This window comes from Bacillus sp. YBsi01 (assembly GCF_038406745.1).
Lineage (GTDB): Bacteria > Bacillota > Bacilli > Bacillales > Bacillaceae > Bacillus > Bacillus siamensis.
Genome location: NZ_CP151679.1, coordinates 767,753 through 790,679, shown reverse-complemented (window position 1 = coordinate 790,679; position 22,927 = coordinate 767,753). Strand labels below are relative to the sequence as shown.

Here is a 22,927-nt window from a genome sequence, read left to right as displayed (position 1 = left end):
GCGGTATCATTTTAAGCGAAAGCTCTCTCCTTTTTAAGAAGAGAGCTCATCATATTGTTCTTTTGATAATAGTACTTCCCTCGGTTTGCTTCCTTCATACGGGCCGACGACGCCCCGTTCCTCCATTGCGTCGATCAGACGCGCGGCCCTCGTGTATCCGATCCTGAACCGTCTTTGAAGCATGGAGACAGATGCCGTCTGCATGCCGATAATCAAATCGACCGCTTCGTCATACAGATCATCCGTCACTTCACTGTGTGTTTCCGCGGTTTCTTCCGGAATCATTTCTTCTTGGTACTGCGCTTTTTGCTGTGTGATGACATGATCTACGACATGCTCAACCTCTTCATCCGATAAAAATGCTCCTTGGACCCGCACCGGCTTATTCGCGCCTACAGGCAAAAACAGCATATCTCCGCGGCCGAGAAGCTTTTCAGCGCCGCCCATATCTAAAATCGTCCGTGAATCGGTCTGAGATGAGACGCTGAAGGCAATTCTCGACGGGATGTTGGCTTTAATCACTCCGGTAATGACATCGACTGAAGGCCGCTGTGTCGCGATAATCAAATGAATGCCTGCCGCCCGAGCCATCTGTGAAAGTCTCGTAATCGAATCTTCCACGTCGGAAGAAGCGACCATCATCAGATCGGCAAGCTCGTCAACGATGACGACGATGTACGGCAGTTCGGGCTGCTTTACTTCTTCTTCGGCATTTGACCGCTTGATATGGTCGTTATAGCCTTCTATATTTCTCGTGCCCGTATGGGAGAACAGTTCATAGCGGCGCTCCATCTCATTGACGACCTTTTTCAAAGCCTGTGAGGCCTTTTTCGGATCTGTCACGACCGGCGCAAGCAGATGAGGAATGCCGTTATACACATTCAGCTCAACCATTTTCGGGTCAATCATCATCATTTTCACTTCATGCGGTTTGGCTCGCATCAGGATACTCGTAATAATACCGTTGACACAGACGCTTTTCCCGCTTCCCGTGGCCCCAGCAACGAGCAGATGGGGCATTTTGTTCAGTTCGGCAAGCACTGCCTCTCCGGAAATGTTTCGCCCCAACCCGATCAGAAGTTTCGCATCCGGCTTGTCGTTGAGCTTGGATTCAAGCACTTCTTTTAACGAAACCATCGCAACTTCAGCGTTCGGCACCTCGATGCCGATTGCTGATTTCCCCGGAATCGGCGCTTCTATCCGGATATCCTTCGCGGCAAGCGCGAGTGCGAGGTCATCACTCAGATTCACGATTTTACTGACTTTGACCCCAACGTCCGGATAGACCTCATATTTTGTGACCGCCGGACCGAGATGAACCTGCGTCACTTTCGCCTTTACGCCGAAGCTTTGAAAAGTCCGTTCGAGTTTTCTTGCATTCTCGTAAATGTTTTTCTTATCGGTCTGCTGGCCTGTATGTTTCGGGTCAGCCAGAATGTCCAATGAAGGCATTTGGTAATCCTTATTTTCAAGCTCTGTAAACGTCATGGGCGGAGCCGCAGCCGCCGGTTCGTCGCTGTCCTGAGCGCCGCCGGAGGGCTCTTCTTTTACCATTTGAGCCGTCTCCTGCGTCTCTTCAGAAATCACCGGTTCGTCACGCTTCTCCTGACGGTCTGAGAAGCTTGAAATAATCGGCTCTGAATGGATGAGCGGCGTAATGATTTCCTCATCCTCTTCTTCTTGCTCAGGCACTTCTTTTTTCTTTTGAACCCGTTTTTGTTTTTTGCCCGATTTGGTTTTTGTTTTCGGCGAAGACATATTCGTTCTGACCGTTTTCATATCCTCAAGAAACGCCTGCCATTGACCGCGGATAAACCGGCCGACGGGGCTCGTCCATTTTTTGAGCGTTTCCTGCAGTGAACGCCCCGTTACAAGAATCAGCCCCATTAAGATCAGCACGATCGCCATGATCTGTGAACCCGTTGATGCAAATAAAAAGTGGGAAGCTGCAAACAGTACCGCGCCGATCATACCGCCGCCCAAATCAGGCGAGGCGGCCTGCTGTTTCATATCCATCATAAACAGCTCCCACGTGTTGCCGATGACACTTGCGGACCGAATCGACCCGTGATGAGACAGATTTTTAAAGAGCTGTACGTGAGACAGCAGCAAAATACTGGCGATAATACAGTACAATCCGGCTTTCCTTCTCGTTAAAAGACTTGGACTCTTCTTTTTCCAAAACAGCGAAATTCCCAGAAGGAAGAGCGCAATTAAGCATAAAATAAACCACTCTCCGGCAAAAAAACGGAACAAGTACACAAATGTCTGTCCCACAACGCCGAGCTGCAAAACAGCAATAATCGAGATTGCAACGCAGAGCAGTCCGCTTAGTTCGTATTTTAGATTGAGCTTACTCTCTTGTTTCTTTTTAGATTTCCGTTTTTTCTTTGCCACACTCATCACCTTACTGCGTTAAAAAATGTAAAATCATACATCATGAAGAAAAGCAGCCTTTTACCGGCTGCGTTTTTCTGTAGGATTCCCCTATTATAGCATATTTTGCCCCCGAGAAACGGACTGAATGCCGGTTAGATTTTCAACTTGATTTTTTGCCCCGGAGCGATGTCCGGATTCAGAAAATCCATCGGGTTCGTACTTAAAATCTGTACGACTTCAGCTTCATTTCCCTTCATTTCGACTAACAGCGGCACACCGGCATAGTCTACCTGTTCATGCGCGCTTTGCTCTCTTTCCTGACCGTAAACGACTTCTTGAGGCATGACGGTATAAAGGATCATTGAATCATCATTCCTTCCTTGCCCTTTCGTTCTTCAATCAGCTGATTCAGCTTTTTTATCGCCTGTCCGACGCCGCCGACGGCATCAATTAATCCGTAATCAGCCGCATCTTTTCCGACTACGTTCGTTCCGATGTCCCTGGTCAGGTTTCCCTTTGAAAACATCAGTTCTTTGAATTTTTCTTCGGAAATATTTGAATGATGGGTCACAAAGTTGACGACCCGCTCCTGCATTTTGTCCAAGTATTCAAATGTTTGCGGAACCCCGATAACCAGACCTGTAAGCCGAACGGGGTGAATGGTCATAGTCGCTGTTTCCGCGATAAAACTATGATCACATGACACGGCGATCGGCACACCTATCGAGTGTCCCCCGCCGAGTACGATTGAAACGGTCGGTTTTGACAAAGATGCGAGCATCTCTGCAATCGCAAGCCCCGCTTCCACATCACCGCCGACGGTGTTTAAGATAATCAGAAGTCCTTCAATTTTCGGATTTTGCTCAATGGCGACGATTTGCGGAATGACGTGTTCATATTTGGTTGTTTTATTTTGCGGCGGCAGCTGGACATGCCCCTCAATTTGGCCGATGATTGTCAGACAGTGAATATTGGTATCTTGAGACATTTGCGGCAGAGATGTCTCTCCCAGCTGCTGAATTTTGCTCATAATGCTGTCTTTCGCATCTGATTTTTCGGGCTGCTGTTCTTCGGTGTTTTCCATACGATGATCCATTTTATCTTCACCCTTTCCGAATGTCTCTTTGTATTATGAACAAAGAAGCGGGTTTCCATCCGGGAGATGAACAAAAACAAAGCCGGAGCATCATGCGCTCCGGCTTTTGTGTACATTATACTTCCATAATGATCGGAATGATCATCGGCTTGCGTTTTGTTTTTTCATAAAGGAATTGGTTCAGCGCATCGCGCATGGCTTGTTTCAGCGTGGACCATTCTACGGCTGATGTTTCCGTCGCTTCTGTCACGATTGAGCGGACGAGCTCAGTAGCTTGTACAATTAAGCCTTCTGATTCTCTGACATATACGAAACCGCGCGTAATGATTTCAGGACCCGATACGAGGTTCTTTTTCTGCTTATCAAGCGTAATCACGACAATGAGAATGCCGTCTTGTGACAATAAGCGGCGGTCTCGCAGCACGATGTTGCCGATGTCGCCGACACCTAGGCCGTCAATCAGAACGTTTCCGTACGTGACTTTATCCCCGATTTTCACATTCTGGCCGCGGAATTCAACGACGTCGCCTTTTTCAATTAAGAAAATGTCGCTGCGTTTCATGCCGATTTCTTCAGCGATTTTGGAATGCGCTTTTTGCATTCTGAATTCACCGTTAACCGGAATTAAATATTTCGGTTTTAACAAATTAAGCATGAGTTTTAATTCTTCCTGCGAACCGTGACCGGACACATGCACGCGTTTTTGGGCGAAAATGACTTGAGCCCCGGCGCGGACAAGCTGGTTGACGGTTTTGGAATATACCAATTCATGTCCCGGAATCGGTGTTGATGCAATGACAACGGTATCTCCTTCTTCAATGTTAAGCTGCTTGTGCGCCTGCTTGGCCATCCGCGTAAGAGCGGCTAACGGCTCACCATGGCTTCCGGCTGTAACAATTGCCACTTCCCGTTTCGGATATTTTTTCACATCCTGCACCGGAATGAACAATTCATCTTCTGCTTCAATATAGCCGAGCTTGCGCGCAAGCTGAAGCACGTTCTGCAGGTTTTTTCCGGCGATTGCAAGTTTGCGGCCGTTCTGGGCGGCAGCTTGAATCACTTGCTGAATCCGGTTGATATTAGACGCGAATACGGCAACGATGACGCGGTTGTCTGAATTGTACATCGCATCGGAAATTTCACCGCTTACATGTGCTTCTGACGGAGTATATCCCGGGCGCTCCGCATTGGCGCTGTCAGAAAGCAGGGCAAGCACACCGCCGTTTCCAATTTTGGCGATTTCGCCGATATCACATGATTGGTGATAAGCAGGCGTCTGGTCAAATTTGAAGTCTCCCGTGCATACAATAGAGCCAAGTGATGTTTTAAAGCTGACTCCCACTGAATCCGGGATGCTGTGGATCGTTTTAAAGAACGATACTTTTGTTGATTCAAATGTAATGACTGATTTGGAGTGAACTTCACGTAAATCAGCTTTTCGATTATGCCCGTACTGCTTGAGTTTTTCTCTCAGCAAAGCAAGCGTTAGCTTCGTTCCGTATACCGGCACCGACAGCTTGTTCAATAAATAAAAGACGCCTCCGATGTTTTCATCGTGTCCGTGTGTCAGAAAAATGGCCTTCACGCGGTCAGCCCGTTCTACCAAGTAAGAAATATCCGGAATCACGACATCAATACCGAGCATTTCATTTTCAGGGTGCATGAGCCCCGCATCTACTACAAATATGTCCGAGTCAATTTCAATGACATATAGGTTCTTCCCAATTTCTCCGACACCGCCAAGGGCGATAATTCTGACGTTTTCTGTATTTTTCTTTTTCAAAATCTGTATCCTCCTAGTCTCATACCCGTCCATCATCACTTGTTCCTATTATAACTGATATCAATTTTAGAAAACAAGAAGAAGCGGAAGGTTTAGGGAAAACCAATATGTAGACAAAACGGTCAAACTCACGATAAAAATGAGAATGACCGCGTATTTTAACTGTATAAATTTTTTCTTACAGTTCGCTGATGACGCTGCTCAGGCTCAGGCGTTCATCTTCATTCAGCGGAATAAGAGGAAGACGCACAGATCCGACATCAAGGCCTTTCAGCTGAAGCGCCGTTTTAACCGGAGCCGGATTAGGCGCTTTAAAGAGCTCCTTCATGATCGGGAGAAGTTTCTGATGAATCAGTGCCGCGGTTGCCGTCTGCCCGTTTGTATAGTTTTTAATCATTTGCTGCATGTCAGAACCTACAATATGGCTGGCCACTGACACGACTCCTCTTCCGCCGACTGCGAGAATAGGAAGAGTTAACCCGTCATCACCTGAATAGACGTAAAAATCTTCCGGTGTTTCGGCGATGATTTTCGTAATCGCGTCAAGATCACCGCTCGCTTCTTTAATCGCAGAGATATTCGGAATCTCCGCAAGTCTGATGGCCGTTTCCGGCGCAAGCGAAGCGACCGTTCTGCCCGGCACGTTGTAAAGCATAACAGGAAGAGATGTTTCTTCAGCTATAGCTTTAAAATGACGGTACATGCCCTCTTGGGAAGGCTTATTATAATAAGGCGTGACAAGCATAACGCAATCGACGCCGGCTTCTTCAGCTTTTTTTGTCAGTTTGATGGAGTCTTTCGTATTGTTGCTTCCCGTACCCGCAATAACAGGCACGCGTCCGTTCACTTCTTTGACTGTAAATTCAAAGAGTGCAATTTTTTCTTCCGTTGAAAGTGTCGGAGATTCGCCGGTCGTCCCTGCGACGACTAAAGAATCCGTGCCGTTTTTCAACAAATAGTCGATTAATGTAGACAGTTTTTGAAAGTCTACATTCCCTTTACTGTCAAAAGGGGTAATCATCGCTGTAGAAATATTTCCGACATTCATTTTTTTCACCTCATCATGATTCAATCACATTTACTTTGAAAGTTCAAACACTTCATGCAGCGCATTTACGGCCGTTACCATATCTTTTTCATGAACGAGCACCCAGATCGTCGTATGGCTGTCGGCGGATTGCAGAATCGGAATACCTTTATCTGAAAGTGCGGAGACGATTTTTGACGTAACACCCGGCACACCCATTATTCCGGCACCGACCGCTGACACTTTCGCACAGCTTTCCGTCACTGTCGGTTCATAGCCTAATTCGGCCAAAATGCTGCGCGCGGCTTCCGTTTTACTGCCGGCTACGGTATAAACGATTTCACTCGGCGTAATGTTAAAGAAATCTACGCTGATGCCGGCGTTCGCCATTGCTTTAAAGACTTCTGTCTGTACATTGTATTGCCCCATTTTGGCGGGAACTTTAAATTGCGTTACGTCTTTTACATGAGCAATCCCCGTGATCAGCCGTTCGAACACATCGCTGCCGACGTTAGACGAATGATGGGACGTCACCAGAGTTCCTTTTTCTTTTGAATAAGTCGAGCGCACGCGGATCGGCACCTTTGCCTGCATGGCGATTTCCACCGCGCGCGGATGAATGACTTTCGCGCCCTGATAGGCAAGGTTGCAGATTTCCGTATATGTGACATTCGGAAGCGGCTTAGCATTTTCCACGATTCTCGGATCAGCTGTCATGACGCCTTCCACGTCCGTAAAAATGTCGATAAACTCAGCATCAACCGCCGCGCCGAGCGCCGCTGCTGATGTATCGCTTCCTCCTCTGCCGATCGTCGTCGTGTCGCCTTTTTCAGTCGCTCCCTGAAATCCTGCCACAACGACGGCATCATGGCTGGCGAGTGTCGCGAACAGCCGCTCTGTTTTCATTTCTAAAATTTTAGCGTCAGTATGCTGGGCATTGGTTAAAAAGCCGGCCTGGGCTCCTGTTAAAGCTGCGGCTTTTATGCCGTTTTCCTTCAGCATGCTGGTAAAAACAACAGACGAAATCGTTTCTCCGCAAGACAGAAGCATATCCTGCTCTCTCGGAGAAATGTCGGACTGGCTGCCGTAAAGAAGCCCGATCAAAGAATCCGTCGCGTACGGGTCTCCTTTTCTTCCCATCGCCGATACGACAACGACAACTTTATATCCTTCACTGATGGCATCTTTAATGTGTTCTAACGCAAGCTTGCGGCCTTTGTCATCTTTTACGGATGTTCCGCCGAATTTTTGAACAATGATTTTCACTATTTTCACTCCAAATTAGTCTGACGTAACAGAAGAGAGCAGGCAGAGCCTTACTCTCTTCTGTTCGCCTATAGAAAATACGTTTGTTTTATACGAGGTTCAGTTTTTGCAGGCTTTCCGCAATTTGAACTGAGTTCCAAGCGGCGCCTTTTAACAGGTTATCAGAAACAACCCACAAATGAAAACCGTTTGCTCTATCCAAATCTTTACGGATTCTTCCTACAAATACATCCCGTTTGCCGACGCAATCAGCAGGCATCGGGTAAAGCTGCTCCGCAGGATCATCCTGAAGCGTAACACCCGGAGCCTCTTTTAAAAGCTGTTTAATGTCTTCCACGGTTGCGTCATCACGGTCAAGCTCAATGTAAACAGATTCTGAGTGGCCTGTTTCAATCGGCAGTCTGACACATGTCGCAGCCACTTCCAGCTTCGGCATATGCATGATTTTTTTCGTTTCATTAATCATTTTCATTTCCTCAAACGTGTAGCCGTTATCTTGGAATTTATCAATTTGCGGAATGGCGTTAAAAGCGATTTGATAATGCTTTTTGTCCCCTTTAACCGGCATAATGGACGGTTCTGCAGGCTCATTGTTTAAAATCGCCTTCGTCTGGCTGTACAGTTCTTTCGCCGCTTCATTGCCGGCTCCGGACACAGCTTGGTAAGTAGATACAATGACTTTTTGCAAGCCGTATGCTTTGCGGATCGGTTCAAGCGCCGCCACCATCTGAATCGTTGAACAGTTAGGGTTGGCGATAATGCCGTTATGTTTATGCAGATCACCTTCGTTCACCTCAGGCACTACAAGCGGTGTATTTTCATCCATGCGGAATGCGCTGGTATTGTCAATTACGATGGCTCCCCGTTTTACAGCCTCAGGCGCCAGGCTTTGTGATACGCTTCCGCCGGCGCTGAATAGCGCGATATGAACGCCTTCAAAGCTTTCCGGAACAGCTTCCTGCACTGTATACTCTTCGCCTTTAAACGTTACTTTCGTACCAGCAGAACGCTTTGAGGATAGTAGTGTGAGTGTTTCGATTTCAAAGTTTCTGTCTTCCAATGTTTTCAGCATTTGCTGCCCTACGGCTCCCGTCGCTCCGACAACTGCTACGTGTAATCCTCTTCCCATCTGTAAAACTCCTTCCGCCAATTAAGCATCATTTGTTGAATTGACTTTGCATTTTACGTTTTATTTTACCATAGAATAGTCACGGATTGACCGAATTTTTTTATTCCGGAATGATTTTATGTGTCTTGATTTTTTATGACTGATGCTGTACAAGCACAGGCTGAACCTGCTGATGCAAAAGCGCTTTTTCTACCGTAATCGGAAGGAGATCCATTCTGGCGACAAGAGATGTCGGTTTTCTCACGTGGTCATCCTGGCCGAACGGGATGAAAAATATGTTTTTTGCGGACATCAGCCTCATTAAATTCGTTCCGTTTAAACCGAGGCCGTCATTTGTCGAAATGCCGAGCACGACCGGGCGGCTGTTGCGGATCGTGGCTTTCGCAGCCATAAGGACGGGGCTGTCAGTCATCGCATTTGCGAGTTTGCTCATTGAGTTTCCGGTTAAGGGGGCGATGACCATGCAGTCGAGCGGAAGTTTCGGCCCGAGAGGCTCCGCTTTTACGATGGAATCAATTACCTCAAAACCTGTTGTTTCTTCAATTTTTCTGACCCAATCTCCCCCCCCTCCAAAGCGCGTATCGGTCGATTGGACGGTCGACGTCACAATCGGCCGGACTTCAGCCCCTTGTCTGACAAGTGCTTCTATTTGCGGAAAAACCTCCTCATATGTGCAATGTGAGCCGGTTAATCCGAATCCGATTCTTTTCCCATTCAGAGACATGGCTAATTCCCCTCTTTCTTTAAGTCTGCCAAAAGCTTGCTCAATACGTTCGCAATAATCTGTCCGGCTGTTTTCGGAGCCACAATTCCCGGAAGACCCGGAGCAAGCAGCGCTTTAATGCCCTGTTTTTCAGCATATTTGAAATCCGTTCCGCCCGGACGGGATGCTAAATCCAAAATCAAGGTCTTCGGCGTCATGCGCGATAAAACGCTTTGATTCAGAATCAGACTCGGTACGGTGTTAATACAAATATCAATATCATTTACATGATCAGTAAGTTCTTCAATTTGAAAAGGGGAAAGCCCCATTTCCGATATACGGGCCAAATGAGCCGAACTCCGTGCGCCCACTTTTACCTTCGCTCCCAACGCTGCAAACGTCCGGGCGATCGTCATACCGGTGCGCCCCATGCCGAGAACGGCGACATTTGACCCGTGAATGGTATAATCCGTATGCTGAATCGCCATCATGATTGTCCCTTCAACTGTGGGAATCGAGTTGAATATCGCGATGTCATCCCGCTCAAATAATTTAACAAGCTTGCGGCCGGCTTCGCTGGCGATGCCCTCAAGGTATGCATTAGAGATGCCTGAATAAATCACGCAATGCTCCGGTGTCTGCTCAAGATAGCTCTGCTTTAATACCACTTCTTCATTTGAAAAAACCGTTGAGACAATGCCTTCTTCGGTCGTTGCCGATACAGGCAGGATGATACTGTCTATTTTCGGAAATGGAATCTCATCAATTTTACATTTGACGGTTCCTGTAAAACCGTCATCCAATTGGTCAAATCCTGCAAGATAAATATCGGCATGCTGTTCTGTCAGCTTCCTTATAATCTCAAGCTGTCTTGCGTCACCGCCAATAATCGCAATTGTCAATCCGGTTAACATTTGAAACGTTCACCTTCTTTACAGTTACTGGATCTTTTAAGTGTCATCCTCCTCTTCATCGTATGTGCAAAGAGAAAGGGCGGTGAATGTACAGCGTCTTTTTCATAAAAAAAGCACCGGCTCTTTGAGCCGGTGCTTGCGAAAAATGAATACAGTCTACTCTTCAGGAGGAGTGATCTCCCCGGGAACGTCTAAAATGATCATGTCTGACCCGATTTTTTGAATATGGTTCCAGGGGACACGGATGTCGTGGCCTTGTTTTCGCAATCCAAACCATTTTACCGTCGGGATTAACAGCGCGGTAATTTGCCCGTCCTGTTCATTAATTTCCAAATCAGTCTGGCCGAGCACGCCGAGCCGCTCCGCCCGTTTAATGTCTACAATTTCTTTACCTGACAGTTCACTGAGCCTCATGATAGCCACCCCCTTGTACTATATGATTCCGGGCAAAAAAAAATGCCTGCCCCCTAGAGAGGCAGACTTCCCGTTTAAGATGAGGCCGGCATATTTCCGGTCGGACTGATGAGCGATAATGCGTAATCATCCGTAAATAATCGGCGGCTGAGACCGTTGACGCTTTCCAGGCTGACTGCATTTAATTCAGCGATAATTTCATCCATCGTCTTATGCTTTCTGAGCAGAAGTTCGTTTTTCCCGTTCCGGCTCATTTTGCTGTTTGTGCTTTCTAAGCTGAGCATTAAACTTCCCTTCATTTGCTCTTTGCTGTTTTCCAGTTCTTTCGGGGTAATGCCGTCACGTTTTAACACCGATAACGTTTCTTGAATGGTTTCAGACAGAAGATCGAGCTGATTGGCGCCGGTGCCTCCGTAAATCGTCAGCATACCGCTGTCTTCATAAGAACTGTGATAGCTGTATACAGAATAAGCCAGTCCTTTATCTTCACGCACATCCTGGAAAAGACGGCTGCTCATGCTTCCGCCCAGCACGTTGTTTAAAACGATTAAATCGTAAACATCCGGATCCCCGACTTTCAGACCTTTGAAACCAAGGCAGAGGTGCGCCTGTTCCGTGTCTTTTTTTCTGGTCAGCTTTTCATAATGAAACTCAGGCTCGCTGATGCCGCTTGCTTTGCCCTTCGCTTCGTATGTACCGAACCATTTCTCCACGTCTTTAATGAATTGTTCCGTAACATTTCCGGCGACAGAAATGACGACGCGGTCCGGTGTGTAAAAGTCATCCATATGCTGTCTGAGAGAATCGCCGTTAAACGATGAAAGGGTTTCCTCCGTCCCGAGAATCGGGTAGCCGAGCGAATGATTGCCGTATGTCGCTTTGCTTAGCAGATCGTGGACAATGTCGTCCGGCGCGTCTTCGTACATTTTGATTTCTTCATATACGACGTTCTTTTCTTTTTTGAGTTCATCCTCGTCAAAAGCAGAATGAAAGAACATATCAGCCAGCACATCAAGTGCGTAGTTGGCATGCTCATCCAGCACTTTTGCGTAATAACACGTATATTCTTTTGAAGTGAAGGCATTCACTTGGCCGCCTATCCGATCGAAGGATTCTGCGATTTCCCGTGCTGACCTGGTATTTGTTCCTTTAAAAAACATATGCTCGAGAAAGTGCGAAATACCGTTTGTATCCGGTGTCTCATGGCGTGATCCCGTTCCGATCCAGACGCCGATTGCCACAGACCGCACCGTTGGATTATTTTCAAGCACAACTCTTACACCGTTTTGGCATGTATAGCGTTTTATCAAGTTTGTTCCTCCTATTCAAAGACAGGCAAACTGCCGCCTGCTACTTCATCAGCCTGTTTTCATCCATTAAGTCAGACACCGAGCCGAGCGCATAGCCTTTTTCTTTGATTTTTGTAATCAGTGTTTCCAGGCTTTTCGCAGTCGGATCAGTCGGATGCATTAAAATCATGGCTCCGTTATGTATTTTGCTCAACACCCTTGTTTGTAAAACAGCCGGAGACGGTTTTTGCCAGTCTATGGTGTCAACGGTCCACATGATAGTGCCCATTCCTTTTTCCGCCGCAAGGTCGACCACAGCTTTTCTGAAGCTGCCGCTTGGCGGCGCAAACCATTTCGGCTTCATGCCGAGCGTCTCGCTGATTTGTGCATTGGTTTTGTCAAGCTGTTCGGAAATGCTTCCTGAAGTCAGTTTGCTCATATCAGGGTGATTGTATGAATGATTTCCGATTTCGTGTCCGTCTGCCGCTATTTTTTTCCCAAGTTCCTGATTGTTTTTCAGCCATTTCCCTTCAAGAAAGAAAGTTGCTTTGACCTGATGCTGTTTCAGAATAGGCAGCATTTGCTCCACGTATTCATTTCCCCAGGCGACATTTATCAGGAAAGCGACCATCGGTTTATCGGGATTTCCTTTATAAATGGGTTCGGGCGCAAGAGAATCGAGATGGACTTTCGGTTTTACCTGCTCATAGACAAGATCATCTTCATGAAATTCTCCGTCCTTTTTCATTTGTTTATAGGATTTTTCCACATTGACCTTTAAACCGTTATATCCCGGTATACTCTTCCATATTTTATCAATCCTCGCATCTTGCGGCTTCACTTCATACTCCGGCGCTTTTTGCAGCAATTCCTCATAAAGCGGATCTTTTGATGCTGACACAGTCACTGCGTCTTTTTTCATTGCGTCTATGTAATCAACTGTATACGGGTTTTTTATCATTTCAAACGAAACAAAAAAAAGAAATAAAAAAACGGCAAACGGCACGAATTTTTTCAACATGTCCTTCCCCCCTCATCACACATTATGTATAAAGAGGACAAGGTAGAACCCGCTGTTGTCTTTCTCAAAATAAAGAAGCCGGGTCTCCCAGGCTCCTTGTTAGGTTTTCATTTAAGATTGTTGTTGTTCCTGCTCTTTTTCTTTCTCTTCGCGCAGCACTGCTTTACGCGACAGGTTGACACGTCCCTGTTTGTCAATTTCCGTTACCTTCACAAGGATTTCGTCACCGATTTTCACAACATCCTCAACCTTGCCTACCCGTTCGAGCGCAAGTTCAGAGATGTGAACGAGACCGTCTTTTCCGCTGAAGATTTCAACGAAAGCGCCGAATTTTTCAATCCGTTTGACTTTACCGAGGTAAAGCTGGCCGACTTCGACTTCTCTGACAAGATCTTCGATGATTTTTTTCGCTTTTTGGTTGCTGCTTTCATCAGTAGAAGAAATAAAGATGGTGCCGTCTTGTTCAATGTCAATTTTAACACCGGTATCTTCAATGATTTTGTTGATTTGTTTGCCGCTCGGCCCGATAACGTCACGGATTTTATCCGGATTGATTGTCATCGTTAAAATTTTCGGTGCATATTGAGAAAGTTCTTTTCTTGATTCACCAAGCGTGCTGAGCATGCTGTTCAGGATTTCCATTCTTCCTTTTTTCGCCTGCTGAAGCGCTTCTTCAAGGATTTCTCTTGAAAGGCCTTCGATTTTAATGTCCATTTGCAGCGCTGTTACGCCTTTTTCCGTGCCGGCTACTTTAAAGTCCATGTCACCGAGGGCATCTTCCATTCCTTGAATATCCGTTAATACTGTGTAGTACTCGCCTGATTTCACAAGTCCCATAGCGATACCTGCAACAGGCGCTTTAATCGGAACACCGGCGTCCATCATGGCAAGCGTGCTCGCGCAAATGCTGGCCTGTGAAGTGGAACCGTTTGATTCAAGCACTTCGGATACGAGGCGAACCGTATACGGGAAGTCTTTTTCATTCGGAATGACCGGCTCAAGCGCACGCTCTCCAAGAGCCCCGTGACCGATCTCACGGCGTCCCGGTCCGCGCATCGGGCCTGTCTCCCCTACGCTGAATTGCGGGAAGTTATAATGATGCATAAACCGTTTTGATTCTTCCACGCCTAAACCGTCAAGAATCTGAACGTCGCCAAGAGCGCCTAATGTACATACGCTGAGCGCCTGGGTCTGTCCTCTCGTAAACAGCCCTGAGCCATGCGTTCTCGGCAGAAGGCCGACTTCTGAAGAAAGCGGGCGGATTTGATCGACGCCGCGGCCGTCAGGACGGACTTTTTCTTCTGTGATCAAACGGCGCACTTCGTTTTTCACAAGTTTAGACAGTGTCTGTTTCACTTTTTTGATCGTATCTTCATCGTGCTCTTCTTCTTCAAATTTCGCGACGACTGCATCTTTCACTTTACTGATCGCATCTTCGCGCGCATGCTTTTCATGAACTTGAATGGCGCTGAGCAGATCCGGCTCCGCAAGACTTTTCACTTTCTCGCTGAGCTCTGCATCAATTTCATACAGTGCGATTTCCGTTTTTTCTTTGCCGACTGCCGCAACAATTTCTTCTTGGAAAGCGATCAGGCGCTTAATTTCTTCGTGGCCGAACATAATCGCTTCAAGCATGATTTCCTCAGGAACTTCATCCGCTCCCGCTTCCACCATGTTGATGGCGTCTTTTGTGCCTGCAACGATAAGGTTAATATCACTTTTTTCAAGCTGGTCAACCGTCGGATTGATGATGAACTCCCCGTCAATGCGGCCTACCGTCACACCCGCAATCGGGCCTTCAAACGGAATATCGGAAACGCAAAGAGCGAGTGATGAACCGAACATTGCAGCCATTTCAGATGAGCAGTTTTGATCGACACTCATGACAATGCTGATGACCTGTACTTCGTTACGGAATCCGTCTGCGAAAAGCGGGCGGATCGGGCGGTCAATCAGACGGCTGGCTAAAACGGCCTTTTCACTCGGACGGCCTTCTCTTTTAATAAAGCCGCCCGGAATTTTACCGACTGCGTATAATCTTTCTTCATAATTAACGGTAAGCGGGAAAAAATCTAGCGGTTTCGGTTCTTTTGATGCGGTTGCTGTGCTGAGCACTGCGGTATCGCCGTAGCGGACCATAACAGCGCCGTTTGCCTGTTTGGCAAGCTGGCCGGCTTCTACTGTAAGCTGTCTGCCGGCCCAATCTATGGTAAAGACATGTTTCTCTTGTCCCATTCGATTACGAGCTCCTCTCTTAATGTGTGAAATAATCAATTACTCCTATTATGAACGAAATGAATTGAACATATCAATGTCAAAGTAGTATGTAAAAGGATTTCATTGTTTTTTTATTATTATTTTTTTCGCTTTAATACGATAAAAAAGCGGGAATCCTCCCGCTTTTTACGATTATCGACGTAAGCCTAGTTTGTTAATTAACTCACGGTAACGAGTTACGTCTTTATTACGCAGATACGTAAGAAGATTACGACGTTTACCTACCATTTTAAGAAGACCGCGACGTGAGTGGTGATCTTTCTTATGAGTACGCAAATGCTCGTTCAAGTTGTTAATTGAGTCTGTTAGGATAGCGATCTGAACTTCTGGAGATCCAGTATCAGATTCGTGTGTTTTGAACTCACTGATGAGTTGATTTTTACGCTCTTGAGTAATTGCCATCCTGTTTCACCTCCATATTATAATTAGCCCCAGTTACCTAGCAACCGTCGGTGACTTCGGATTGCCAAGCAATGGTTTTAAGACTACGAAACATATGATACTAAAAATCGCGCCCATATGCAAATCTTTTAGAATAAAATTTGTGTACTTTTGATGTTTTTTCCGTTATTTGCTGAAAAAACGGATCGCTTCTTGTTTGTCTTTCTCAATCTGAGCCGTCAGTTCGTCGATGCCGTTAAACTTCCGTTCGCTCCGGATGCGTTTATACCACTCGATTTTAACGTCTTCTCCGTATACATCCTGTTGAAAATCAAATAAATGAACTTCAATTGACGGCTGATCGGGACGCTTTTCATAAAAGGTCGGTTTGTAGCCGATATTGCAGACGCCTTCATACACCCTGCCTTTTATTTCGGCCTTCACGGCATACACGCCTGTCGGCGGCACGATATAACTGTTGTGCAGACCGATATTCGCCGTCGGAAAGCCGATGGTGCGGCCTCTTTTGTCTCCGTGGATCACAGTGCCCCTGATAAAATACGGCTGGCCGAGGAGCGTGTGTGCCAGCTCCACGTCGCCATCCTGCAGCGCTGACCGGATATAAGTTGAGCTGATCTTTCTGTCCTGCTCGGTCTGTTTTTCGACAGTCGTGCATTCGGCCTTGCCGTCTAAATCGTCCGGCAGCGTAGCCATCGTGCCTTTTCCGTATTTTCCGTACGTAAAATCAAAGCCTCCCACCGCGTGCCGGGCGTTCAATCCTAAAATATACTCCTCGGCAAACTGTTTTGGAGAAAGAGCCGCAAACGATTCATCAAACTTTACGATATACAGCACATCAGCGCCTAAACGGCTGATCTGGCTGATTTTATCTTCAAGCGGCGTAATCAGATCCTTTGGCTCTTTGTCTCTGCCCAGAACATGGGAGGGGTGCGGATGAAACGTCATGACGGCAAGCGACAGGTTTTTTTCTTCGGCAATTTGTCTGGCTGTTCCGATTACTTTCCGGTGTCCCAAATGAACGCCGTCAAAGTAGCCGAGGGCCATGACAGACGCCGGCTGCTCTTCTTTTTGTAAATGATGCGGATGAGAAATATGTATCGTCTTCACAGAACGGTCACCTTTTTTCTTATTGTTCGCTTTTTTGCATCAGCACTTTAGCCGGTTTCAGCAGTCCATGTTTTGAAGGGTGCGGCATATAAATGGCCACACATTCTCCGGCTTCGGTACAGACAGCTATACGGGCGTCAGCTGTCATTGCAGAAAATTCCGCCGGTATGTCAAACACTGACCCGTTTTCAGCTTTCTTAGCTAATGTATCACTTATGACCCATTTCGGCAAATGATTGAGCGCTCTTTCGATAGGCACCGCATGCTCTGCAACCGTGCCGGCTGAAACCTGCTGCTCAAGCTCTTCAAATGTAAAACACTCATCCAGGCTGAAATCGCCGGAAGCGGTGCGGATGAGGTGGGACATATGAGCGGGATAGCCAAGCTTTTCACCGATTGTCACCGCCAATGTTCTGACGTAAGTGCCTTTTGAGCACGTGACTGTGAAACGGAATGACGCTGTATCATCCTTATAAGTGACAGGTGAAGTAAGCGCGATATCCTCAATCGTGATATTCCGCTTCGGCCGTTCCACTTCAATACCGGCTCTGGCATATTCGTAGAGCTTTTTCCCGTTGATCTTGACCGCGGAATACATCGGCGGCACTTGTTCCTGCGGCCCCTTCAGTTCGTCTAAAACGGCTTTGATATCCGCTTCTTTTATCGGCTCCTTGACAGGTTTTACGCTGACGGTTTCCCCCGTCTGGTCTTCAGTCGATGTGGAGAAACCGAGAGTGATCTCAGCATCGTACGTTTTTGATTTGTCGGTGACGTACTCAACAATCTTTGTGGCCCGTCCGACACAGATCGGCAGTACGCCTGACACTTCCGGATCAAGCGTTCCCGTATGCCCGACTTTCTTTGTTTTTAACAGTTTTCTTATTTTCATTACACAGTCGTGAGAAGTCATGCCGACCGGTTTATGTAAAAGGAGAACTCCGTTAACCATCTGTCTTTCGCTCCTTTGTTATCATTGTATCCCTGTAAAACGCAGAAAAGAGGACAGACGACAACGCCCATCCTCTTTTCCCGTTATTCAGACGGTTTATCTGAATGCAGTTCGTGAATCAGTGTTTCAATACGGTTGCCGTATTCAATTGATTCATCAAATTCAAATTCAAGCTCTGGCGTTTTGCGGAGTCTGATTCGGCTGCCGATTTCAGAACGGATAAATCCCTTCGCTTTCTCAAGCCCTTTCAGCGCCTCCTCTTTCTTTTTCTCTCCGCCGAGAACGGAGATATACACCTTCGCTATTTGCAAATCACCTGAAACACGTACGTCTGTTACAGTCAGAAATCCGATTCTCGGATCTTTCAGCTTTCGGCTGATAATATCTCCGAGCTCTTTTTTCATCTGTTCGCCGACACGGTTTGCTCTCATACTCAATTCAATCACCTCTAAGTTAAAACCACTCTGTTCTAGTGATCGTCCGTTCTATTTCGGGAAAGGAGTCAATAAACGCGAGTACGCGCTGAATCTCCTTTTCCGCCTGAACGTGAGAGGAGGAGACGACGGCGATTCCGAAGCTGGTCCTCTGCCAAGTGTCCTGATAGCCGATTTCTGCGGCCGACACGTTGAACTTATTCCGGACCCTCGTTATAATCCGCTTCAGAACGGCCCGTTTCTCCTTTAATGATCCCGCATCGTAAATGATGCATTCACATTCCGCAAATCCGATCACTTTCTTTCGATTTCCTGCATGACATACGCTTCAAGGATATCACCTTCGCGAATGTCATTGTATTTCTTAATTGTAATACCACATTCATATCCTTGTGAAACTTCTTTCACATCATCTTTGAAGCGTTTCAGAACGTCTACTTCGCCTTCGAAGATAACGACGCCGTCACGGATCAAGCGGAGTCCGCTGTCACGTGTAATGTGGCCGTCTGTTACATATCCGCCGGCAATCGTGCCGATTTTCGACACTTTGAATGTTTGGCGCACTTCAACCTGGCCGATGACTTTTTCTTCGTATTCAGGATCAAGCATTCCTTTCATCGCCGCTTCAATTTCTTCGATGACTTTGTAAATGATACGGTGAAGGCGGATATCTACATTTTCTGCTTCAGCCGTGCTCTTAGCATTTCCGTCTGGGCGCACATTAAACCCGATAACGATTGCATTTGAAGCAGATGCGAGAATGATGTCTGATTCCGTAATCGCACCGACGCCTGTGTGAATGATTTTCACTTTTACGCCTTCTACTTCAATTTTTTGAAGAGCGGCCGTTAACGCTTCTGCAGAACCTTGAACGTCCGCTTTTACGATTAAGTTGATGTCTTTGACATCACCTTGTTTAATTTGTTCAAACAGATCATCGAGGCTCAGCTTCGCCTTGTCGCTGCGCTGTTCGTCCAATTGTTTGGAAGCGCGCGCTTCACCGACAGAACGGGCTGTTTTTTCGTCTTTAAAGACGAGGAATTGATCGCCAGCCTGCGGTACGTCGTTTAACCCCGTGATCTCTACAGGTGTGGACGGTCCGGCTGTTTTCACGCGGCGGCCGAGATCATTGACCATGGCCCGCACGCGGCCGAATGTGTTTCCGACAACGATCGGATCTCCGACATGCAATGTTCCCGTTTGAACGAGAAGTGTCGCGACAGATCCTCTTCCTTTATCGAGCTCAGCTTCAATAACCGTTCCTTTTGCCTGACGGTTCGGATTGGCTTTCAGCTCTTCCACTTCACTGACAAGCAGAATCATTTCGACAAGCTCGTCAATTCCCTTGCCTGTAAGCGCGGACAGAGGAACGAAAATCGTTTCTCCTCCCCATGCTTCAGGAACGAGTCCGTATTCAGTCAGCTCCTGCATGACACGGTCAGGGTTCGCGCTCTCTTTATCCACTTTATTCACGGCAACGATAATCGGAACCTCAGCCGCTTTCGCATGGTTGATGGCTTCGACCGTTTGCGGCATAACGCCGTCATCGGCCGCTACGACTAAAATGGTAATATCGGTTACTTCCGCTCCGCGCGCGCGCATCGTTGTGAACGCCGCGTGTCCCGGTGTATCCAAGAACGTGATTTTTTTGCCGTTTTCTTCGATCTGGTAAGCCCCGATATGCTGGGTGATTCCGCCCGCTTCTCCTTCAACAACCTTTGTTTTTCTGATGCTGTCAAGAAGGGTCGTTTTCCCGTGGTCAACGTGGCCCATGATTGTCACGACAGGCGGACGGATTTGAAGATCTTCTTCTTTGTCAGCCTCTTCATACTTTTCAAGCTCAGTTTCTTCGAGCACAATCACTTCTTCTGTTTCCACACCGTATTCAGATGCGATCAGTTCGATTGTGTCTTTGTCAAGCTCCTGGTTAATCGTAGCCATTACGCCCAGAAGCATCAGTTTTTTAATGAGTTCAGACGGCTCTTTGCCCAGTTCCTCGGCTAAAGCTCCGACTGTTAAAGAGCCGGAAAACGTAATTTTCTCAGGAAGCTCTTTTTTCGGCTTCAGCGGTTTTTGCTGATGCTGATTTTTGTTGTTATGATTGCGTTTGTTTTTGTTTTTGTTGTTGTTGTTATTCTTCTTGTTTTTGTTAAATTGATTATTCTGCACGTCATTCTTCTTTCCGTCTCGAATTTTGTTTGGTTGATTCCCAGCAGGCTGCTGATTAACCCCTTGCGGCTGCTTGTTTTTGTTCGTTTCCGCAGGCTTTTGAGATTTAACGCCGGCGCCGCCTTTTTTAAATTTCGCATCAAGCTGCTTAATGGTCTTTTCTTCAAGCGTTGCCATATGGTTATTTACTACTATATCCATGTTTTTCAGCGCAGTCAAAATTTCCTTACTTGAAACATTGATGGCTTTTGCATATTCGTATACTCTCATTTTAGCCATTCGTTCACCCCCAAAAATATTAATCGAGCAAGCTGATCAGCTTATTCGCAAAACCTTGGTCAGTGACGGCGACAACGACACGTGATTCCTTGCCGATAGAGCGGCCGAGATCCGCGCGGCTTTCGACTTTTTTATAAGGTACTTTATAATAATTGCATTTATCGGATACTTTTTTTGCAGTATTCGCAGATGCATCTTCTGTCAGCAGAACAAGTTTTGCACGCGCATTTCTAATTTCTTTTATAACCAAGTCCTCGCCCGACACGACCTTACGAGCTCGATTGGCCAGACCCAGCAAGGGAAACCATTCCATTCCAGACATGTTATTTTTTCACCTTTTCCGCCAGTTCCAGCAATTCTTCGAAAATCTGGTCATCGATTTGTGATTGAAATTGATTTTGCAATGTGTTTTTCTTTTTCGCAGCTAAGATGCATTCTTTCTCCAGGGTGATATAGGCACCCCGCCCGTTCTTCTTGCCTGTCGGATCGACTGAAATCTCTCCTTCTTTTGAACGGACAATTCGGATCAGTTCCTTTTTAGGCTTCATTTCCCCCGTTACCACACATTTACGCAGAGGAATTTTTTTTCGCTTATTCACCTAAAGTCACCTCTTATTCATCCGATTCGGCTGTTTCAGGCTCCATAAAGAGCGGCTCTAAATCGTCATCTTCTTCATGCTCTCTCGGAAAGATGCCAAGTTCTCTTGCATCCGTTTCACTTTTGATATCAATTTTCCAGCCTGTCAGTTTCGCAGCTAAGCGGGCGTTTTGCCCTCTTTTTCCGATCGCCAGAGAAAGCTGGTAATCAGGAACAACGACAGTCGTGGCTTTTTCTTCTTCGTTGACGATGACATCCAGCACTTTAGATGGGCTGAGCGCATTGGCAACAAATTCAACCGGATCATCAGACCAGTTGACGATATCAATTTTTTCGCCTTTCAGTTCATTGACGATCGCCTGCACGCGCTGGCCTTTAGGCCCGACGCATGAACCGACGGGATCAACGTCAGCATCATCAGTGCGGACAGAGATTTTGGAGCGGTCGCCCGCTTCTCTGGCAACGGATTTCAGCTCGACCGTTCCGTCATAAATTTCCGGCACTTCGATTTCAAAAAGACGCTTCAAAAGACCGGGATGCGTTCTTGATACGTAGATCTGCGGCCCTTTTGTCGTTTTTTCGACTTTTGTGATAAATACTTTAATCCGATCGTGAGGTTTATAGCTCTCATTCGGCATTTGTTCATTAACGGGCAGCAGCGCTTCAATCTTGCCGAGAGACACGTAAATAAACTTGCTGTCTAAGCGCTGTACAATTCCCGTCATGATGTCTTCTTCACGATCGATAAATTCCGAGTAAATCACGCCGCGCTCAGCCTCACGGACACGCTGCGTCACAACTTGTTTCGCCGTCTGCGCGGCAATGCGGCCGAAGTCTTTCGGCGTTACTTCTATTTCAACGACATCTCCGACAAGGTAGTTCGGATGGATGTGCTGAGCGTCGTCAAGCGAGATTTCAAGCCTTGAATCGTATACCTCGTCTACGACGTCTTTTCTTGCGAACACGCGGATGGTGCCCGTTTCACGGTTCAGATCGACCCGTACGTTTTGCGCCTGGTTAAAATTTCGCTTATACGCAGAAATTAAGGCAGCTTCAATTGCTTCGATGATAATGTCTTTACTGATGCCTTTTTCTTTTTCAAGAATCGTGAGGGCATCTAATAGTTCACTGCTCATGTTAGCGGTCTCCCCCCTTAAACACTAATACTTCATTGATTAAAATGTTACAGCTAATCTTGCGTTAGCTATTTTTTCATACGGAATATTGACCCGTTTCTTTCTTGTTTTAATTGTCATCTCTATTGTAGCAGTTTGTCCATCAAATTCAGCCAATTTGCCTTCAAACACTTTTAAACCGTCAATCGGTTCGTACGTTTTCATGTACACATTTTTACCCAGTGATTTTTCGAAGTCGGCTTTTTTCTTTAATGGACGCTCGGCTCCAGGAGAAGATACTTCAAGAAAGTAGTTCTGAGTGATCGGATCGGCCTCATCCAGCTTTTCGCTTAACGCTTCGCTGACTTTGGCGCACTCCTCAATATCAACACCGTTATCGGAATCAATAAACACGCGAAGGAACCAGTTTTGACCCTCTTTGACAAATTCAATGTCTACGAGTTCAAGCTGAAGGTCATCCAGTATGGGCTGAGCCATTCCTTGAACGGTATCAGTCACTTTTTTGCTCATGTTTTTCCTCCTTGTGCTGTCGATATCATATCAGCCGTTCCTCTG

23 protein-coding genes are annotated in these 22,927 nt (G+C 46.6%); all 23 read right to left on the bottom strand.

Going from position 1 to position 22,927, the window contains the following annotated elements; all coding sequences use genetic code 11:
• Nucleotides 1–33: 33 nt before the first annotated feature.
• The 23 genes from AADZ70_RS04360 to rimP all read right to left on the bottom strand — a co-directional run bounded on the left by AADZ70_RS04360 (nucleotide 34) and on the right by rimP (nucleotide 22,882).
• Nucleotides 34–2,397, bottom strand: coding sequence for a DNA translocase FtsK (locus AADZ70_RS04360; protein ID WP_141228456.1), 2,364 nt, complete (start codon nucleotides 2,395–2,397; stop codon nucleotides 34–36).
• Between the two features lie 134 nt (nucleotides 2,398–2,531).
• A complete protein-coding gene (locus AADZ70_RS04355) occupies nucleotides 2,532–2,741 on the bottom strand; it encodes a YlzJ-like family protein (RefSeq protein WP_016936075.1) in 210 nt (69 codons plus the stop codon).
• A complete protein-coding gene (locus AADZ70_RS04350; protein ID WP_016936076.1) occupies nucleotides 2,738–3,475 on the bottom strand; it encodes a ClpP family protease in 738 nt (245 codons plus the stop codon). The genes AADZ70_RS04355 and AADZ70_RS04350 overlap by 4 nt, the downstream gene beginning before the upstream one ends.
• A gap of 115 nt (nucleotides 3,476–3,590) precedes the next feature.
• Nucleotides 3,591–5,258 (bottom strand): ribonuclease J2, encoded by a 1,668-nt coding sequence (gene rnjB, locus AADZ70_RS04345; RefSeq protein ID WP_016936077.1) that lies wholly within the window; start codon nucleotides 5,256–5,258, stop codon nucleotides 3,591–3,593.
• Between the two features lie 178 nt (nucleotides 5,259–5,436).
• On the bottom strand, nucleotides 5,437–6,306 hold the full coding sequence (gene dapA / locus AADZ70_RS04340; RefSeq protein ID WP_003154166.1) for a 4-hydroxy-tetrahydrodipicolinate synthase: 870 nt from the start codon (nucleotides 6,304–6,306) through the stop codon (nucleotides 5,437–5,439).
• Nucleotides 6,307–6,336: 30 nt separating this feature from the next.
• The gene (dapG, locus tag AADZ70_RS04335; RefSeq protein WP_342007773.1) at nucleotides 6,337–7,551 is read right to left on the bottom strand and encodes an aspartate kinase; all 1,215 of its coding nucleotides are present in this window, start codon (nucleotides 7,549–7,551) and stop codon (nucleotides 6,337–6,339) included.
• 88 nt (nucleotides 7,552–7,639) lie between these two features.
• Nucleotides 7,640–8,680, bottom strand: coding sequence for an aspartate-semialdehyde dehydrogenase (gene asd / locus AADZ70_RS04330; protein WP_016936079.1), 1,041 nt, complete (start codon nucleotides 8,678–8,680; stop codon nucleotides 7,640–7,642).
• A gap of 133 nt (nucleotides 8,681–8,813) precedes the next feature.
• Nucleotides 8,814–9,404, bottom strand: a complete 591-nt coding sequence (gene dpaB / locus AADZ70_RS04325) for a dipicolinate synthase subunit B (RefSeq protein WP_342007772.1) — start codon at nucleotides 9,402–9,404, stop codon at nucleotides 8,814–8,816.
• 2 nt (nucleotides 9,405–9,406) lie between these two features.
• Nucleotides 9,407–10,297 (bottom strand): dipicolinic acid synthetase subunit A, encoded by an 891-nt coding sequence (dpaA, locus tag AADZ70_RS04320; RefSeq protein WP_342007771.1) that lies wholly within the window; start codon nucleotides 10,295–10,297, stop codon nucleotides 9,407–9,409.
• Nucleotides 10,298–10,453: 156 nt separating this feature from the next.
• Nucleotides 10,454–10,711 carry a YlmC/YmxH family sporulation protein gene (locus AADZ70_RS04315; RefSeq protein ID WP_003154176.1) on the bottom strand — a complete coding sequence of 86 codons (258 nt, stop codon included), beginning with the start codon at nucleotides 10,709–10,711 and terminating at the stop codon, nucleotides 10,454–10,456.
• A gap of 74 nt (nucleotides 10,712–10,785) precedes the next feature.
• The gene (locus AADZ70_RS04310; RefSeq protein ID WP_016936082.1) at nucleotides 10,786–12,021 is read right to left on the bottom strand and encodes a pitrilysin family protein; all 1,236 of its coding nucleotides are present in this window, start codon (nucleotides 12,019–12,021) and stop codon (nucleotides 10,786–10,788) included.
• A 40-nt stretch (nucleotides 12,022–12,061) separates the two neighbouring features.
• Entirely contained in the window at nucleotides 12,062–13,021 is a 960-nt protein-coding gene (locus AADZ70_RS04305) for a polysaccharide deacetylase family protein (RefSeq protein WP_016936083.1), read from the bottom strand.
• A 111-nt stretch (nucleotides 13,022–13,132) separates the two neighbouring features.
• Complete coding sequence (gene pnp, locus AADZ70_RS04300) at nucleotides 13,133–15,256, bottom strand: polyribonucleotide nucleotidyltransferase (protein WP_342007770.1); 2,124 nt, start codon at nucleotides 15,254–15,256, stop codon at nucleotides 13,133–13,135.
• A 174-nt stretch (nucleotides 15,257–15,430) separates the two neighbouring features.
• The gene (gene rpsO / locus AADZ70_RS04295; RefSeq protein WP_003154182.1) at nucleotides 15,431–15,700 is read right to left on the bottom strand and encodes a 30S ribosomal protein S15; all 270 of its coding nucleotides are present in this window, start codon (nucleotides 15,698–15,700) and stop codon (nucleotides 15,431–15,433) included.
• A 165-nt stretch (nucleotides 15,701–15,865) separates the two neighbouring features.
• On the bottom strand, nucleotides 15,866–16,807 hold the full coding sequence (ribF, locus tag AADZ70_RS04290; protein ID WP_016936085.1) for a bifunctional riboflavin kinase/FAD synthetase: 942 nt from the start codon (nucleotides 16,805–16,807) through the stop codon (nucleotides 15,866–15,868).
• Nucleotides 16,808–16,826: 19 nt separating this feature from the next.
• Nucleotides 16,827–17,756, bottom strand: coding sequence for a tRNA pseudouridine(55) synthase TruB (gene truB / locus AADZ70_RS04285; RefSeq protein WP_060962774.1), 930 nt, complete (start codon nucleotides 17,754–17,756; stop codon nucleotides 16,827–16,829).
• 83 nt (nucleotides 17,757–17,839) lie between these two features.
• Nucleotides 17,840–18,193 carry a 30S ribosome-binding factor RbfA gene (rbfA, locus tag AADZ70_RS04280; RefSeq protein ID WP_003154185.1) on the bottom strand — a complete coding sequence of 118 codons (354 nt, stop codon included), beginning with the start codon at nucleotides 18,191–18,193 and terminating at the stop codon, nucleotides 17,840–17,842.
• Nucleotides 18,194–18,209: 16 nt separating this feature from the next.
• On the bottom strand, nucleotides 18,210–18,488 hold the full coding sequence (locus tag AADZ70_RS04275; protein WP_016936087.1) for a DUF503 domain-containing protein: 279 nt from the start codon (nucleotides 18,486–18,488) through the stop codon (nucleotides 18,210–18,212).
• Nucleotides 18,485–20,638 (bottom strand): translation initiation factor IF-2, encoded by a 2,154-nt coding sequence (gene infB, locus AADZ70_RS04270; RefSeq protein WP_064778918.1) that lies wholly within the window; start codon nucleotides 20,636–20,638, stop codon nucleotides 18,485–18,487. The genes AADZ70_RS04275 and infB overlap by 4 nt, the downstream gene beginning before the upstream one ends.
• A gap of 19 nt (nucleotides 20,639–20,657) precedes the next feature.
• The gene (locus AADZ70_RS04265) at nucleotides 20,658–20,960 is read right to left on the bottom strand and encodes a YlxQ family RNA-binding protein (RefSeq protein ID WP_003154192.1); all 303 of its coding nucleotides are present in this window, start codon (nucleotides 20,958–20,960) and stop codon (nucleotides 20,658–20,660) included.
• Between the two features lies 1 nt (nucleotide 20,961).
• Nucleotides 20,962–21,237 carry a glucose-induced regulator RulR gene (rulR, locus tag AADZ70_RS04260; RefSeq protein WP_003154193.1) on the bottom strand — a complete coding sequence of 92 codons (276 nt, stop codon included), beginning with the start codon at nucleotides 21,235–21,237 and terminating at the stop codon, nucleotides 20,962–20,964.
• A gap of 13 nt (nucleotides 21,238–21,250) precedes the next feature.
• Nucleotides 21,251–22,372 carry a transcription termination factor NusA gene (nusA, locus tag AADZ70_RS04255; RefSeq protein ID WP_016936089.1) on the bottom strand — a complete coding sequence of 374 codons (1,122 nt, stop codon included), beginning with the start codon at nucleotides 22,370–22,372 and terminating at the stop codon, nucleotides 21,251–21,253.
• A gap of 39 nt (nucleotides 22,373–22,411) precedes the next feature.
• Entirely contained in the window at nucleotides 22,412–22,882 is a 471-nt protein-coding gene (gene rimP, locus AADZ70_RS04250) for a ribosome maturation factor RimP (RefSeq protein WP_016936090.1), read from the bottom strand.
• Nucleotides 22,883–22,927 lie beyond the last annotated feature (45 nt).

What these genes read in the sequence shown, in the direction of transcription:
- AADZ70_RS04350 (WP_016936076.1), bottom strand. Translation starts at nt 3,475, where the DNA reads ATGGATCATCGTATGGAAAACACCGAAGAACAGCAGCCCGAAAAATCA.
- truB (WP_060962774.1), bottom strand. Translation starts at nt 17,756, where the DNA reads ATGGTTAACGGAGTTCTCCTTTTACATAAACCGGTCGGCATGACTTCT.
- rpsO (WP_003154182.1), bottom strand. Translation starts at nt 15,700, where the DNA reads ATGGCAATTACTCAAGAGCGTAAAAATCAACTCATCAGTGAGTTCAAA.
- infB (WP_064778918.1), bottom strand. Translation starts at nt 20,638, where the DNA reads ATGGCTAAAATGAGAGTATACGAATATGCAAAAGCCATCAATGTTTCA.
- nusA (WP_016936089.1), bottom strand. Translation starts at nt 22,372, where the DNA reads ATGAGCAGTGAACTATTAGATGCCCTCACGATTCTTGAAAAAGAAAAA.
- rimP (WP_016936090.1), bottom strand. Translation starts at nt 22,882, where the DNA reads ATGAGCAAAAAAGTGACTGATACCGTTCAAGGAATGGCTCAGCCCATA.
- AADZ70_RS04305 (WP_016936083.1), bottom strand. Translation starts at nt 13,021, where the DNA reads ATGTTGAAAAAATTCGTGCCGTTTGCCGTTTTTTTATTTCTTTTTTTT.
- dapA (WP_003154166.1), bottom strand. Translation starts at nt 6,306, where the DNA reads ATGAATGTCGGAAATATTTCTACAGCGATGATTACCCCTTTTGACAGT.
- dpaB (WP_342007772.1), bottom strand. Translation starts at nt 9,404, where the DNA reads ATGTCTCTGAATGGGAAAAGAATCGGATTCGGATTAACCGGCTCACAT.
- pnp (WP_342007770.1), bottom strand. Translation starts at nt 15,256, where the DNA reads ATGGGACAAGAGAAACATGTCTTTACCATAGATTGGGCCGGCAGACAG.
- dpaA (WP_342007771.1), bottom strand. Translation starts at nt 10,297, where the DNA reads ATGTTAACCGGATTGACAATTGCGATTATTGGCGGTGACGCAAGACAG.
- asd (WP_016936079.1), bottom strand. Translation starts at nt 8,680, where the DNA reads ATGGGAAGAGGATTACACGTAGCAGTTGTCGGAGCGACGGGAGCCGTA.
- AADZ70_RS04355 (WP_016936075.1), bottom strand. Translation starts at nt 2,741, where the DNA reads ATGATCCTTTATACCGTCATGCCTCAAGAAGTCGTTTACGGTCAGGAA.
- AADZ70_RS04315 (WP_003154176.1), bottom strand. Translation starts at nt 10,711, where the DNA reads ATGAGGCTCAGTGAACTGTCAGGTAAAGAAATTGTAGACATTAAACGG.
- AADZ70_RS04265 (WP_003154192.1), bottom strand. Translation starts at nt 20,960, where the DNA reads ATGTCTGGAATGGAATGGTTTCCCTTGCTGGGTCTGGCCAATCGAGCT.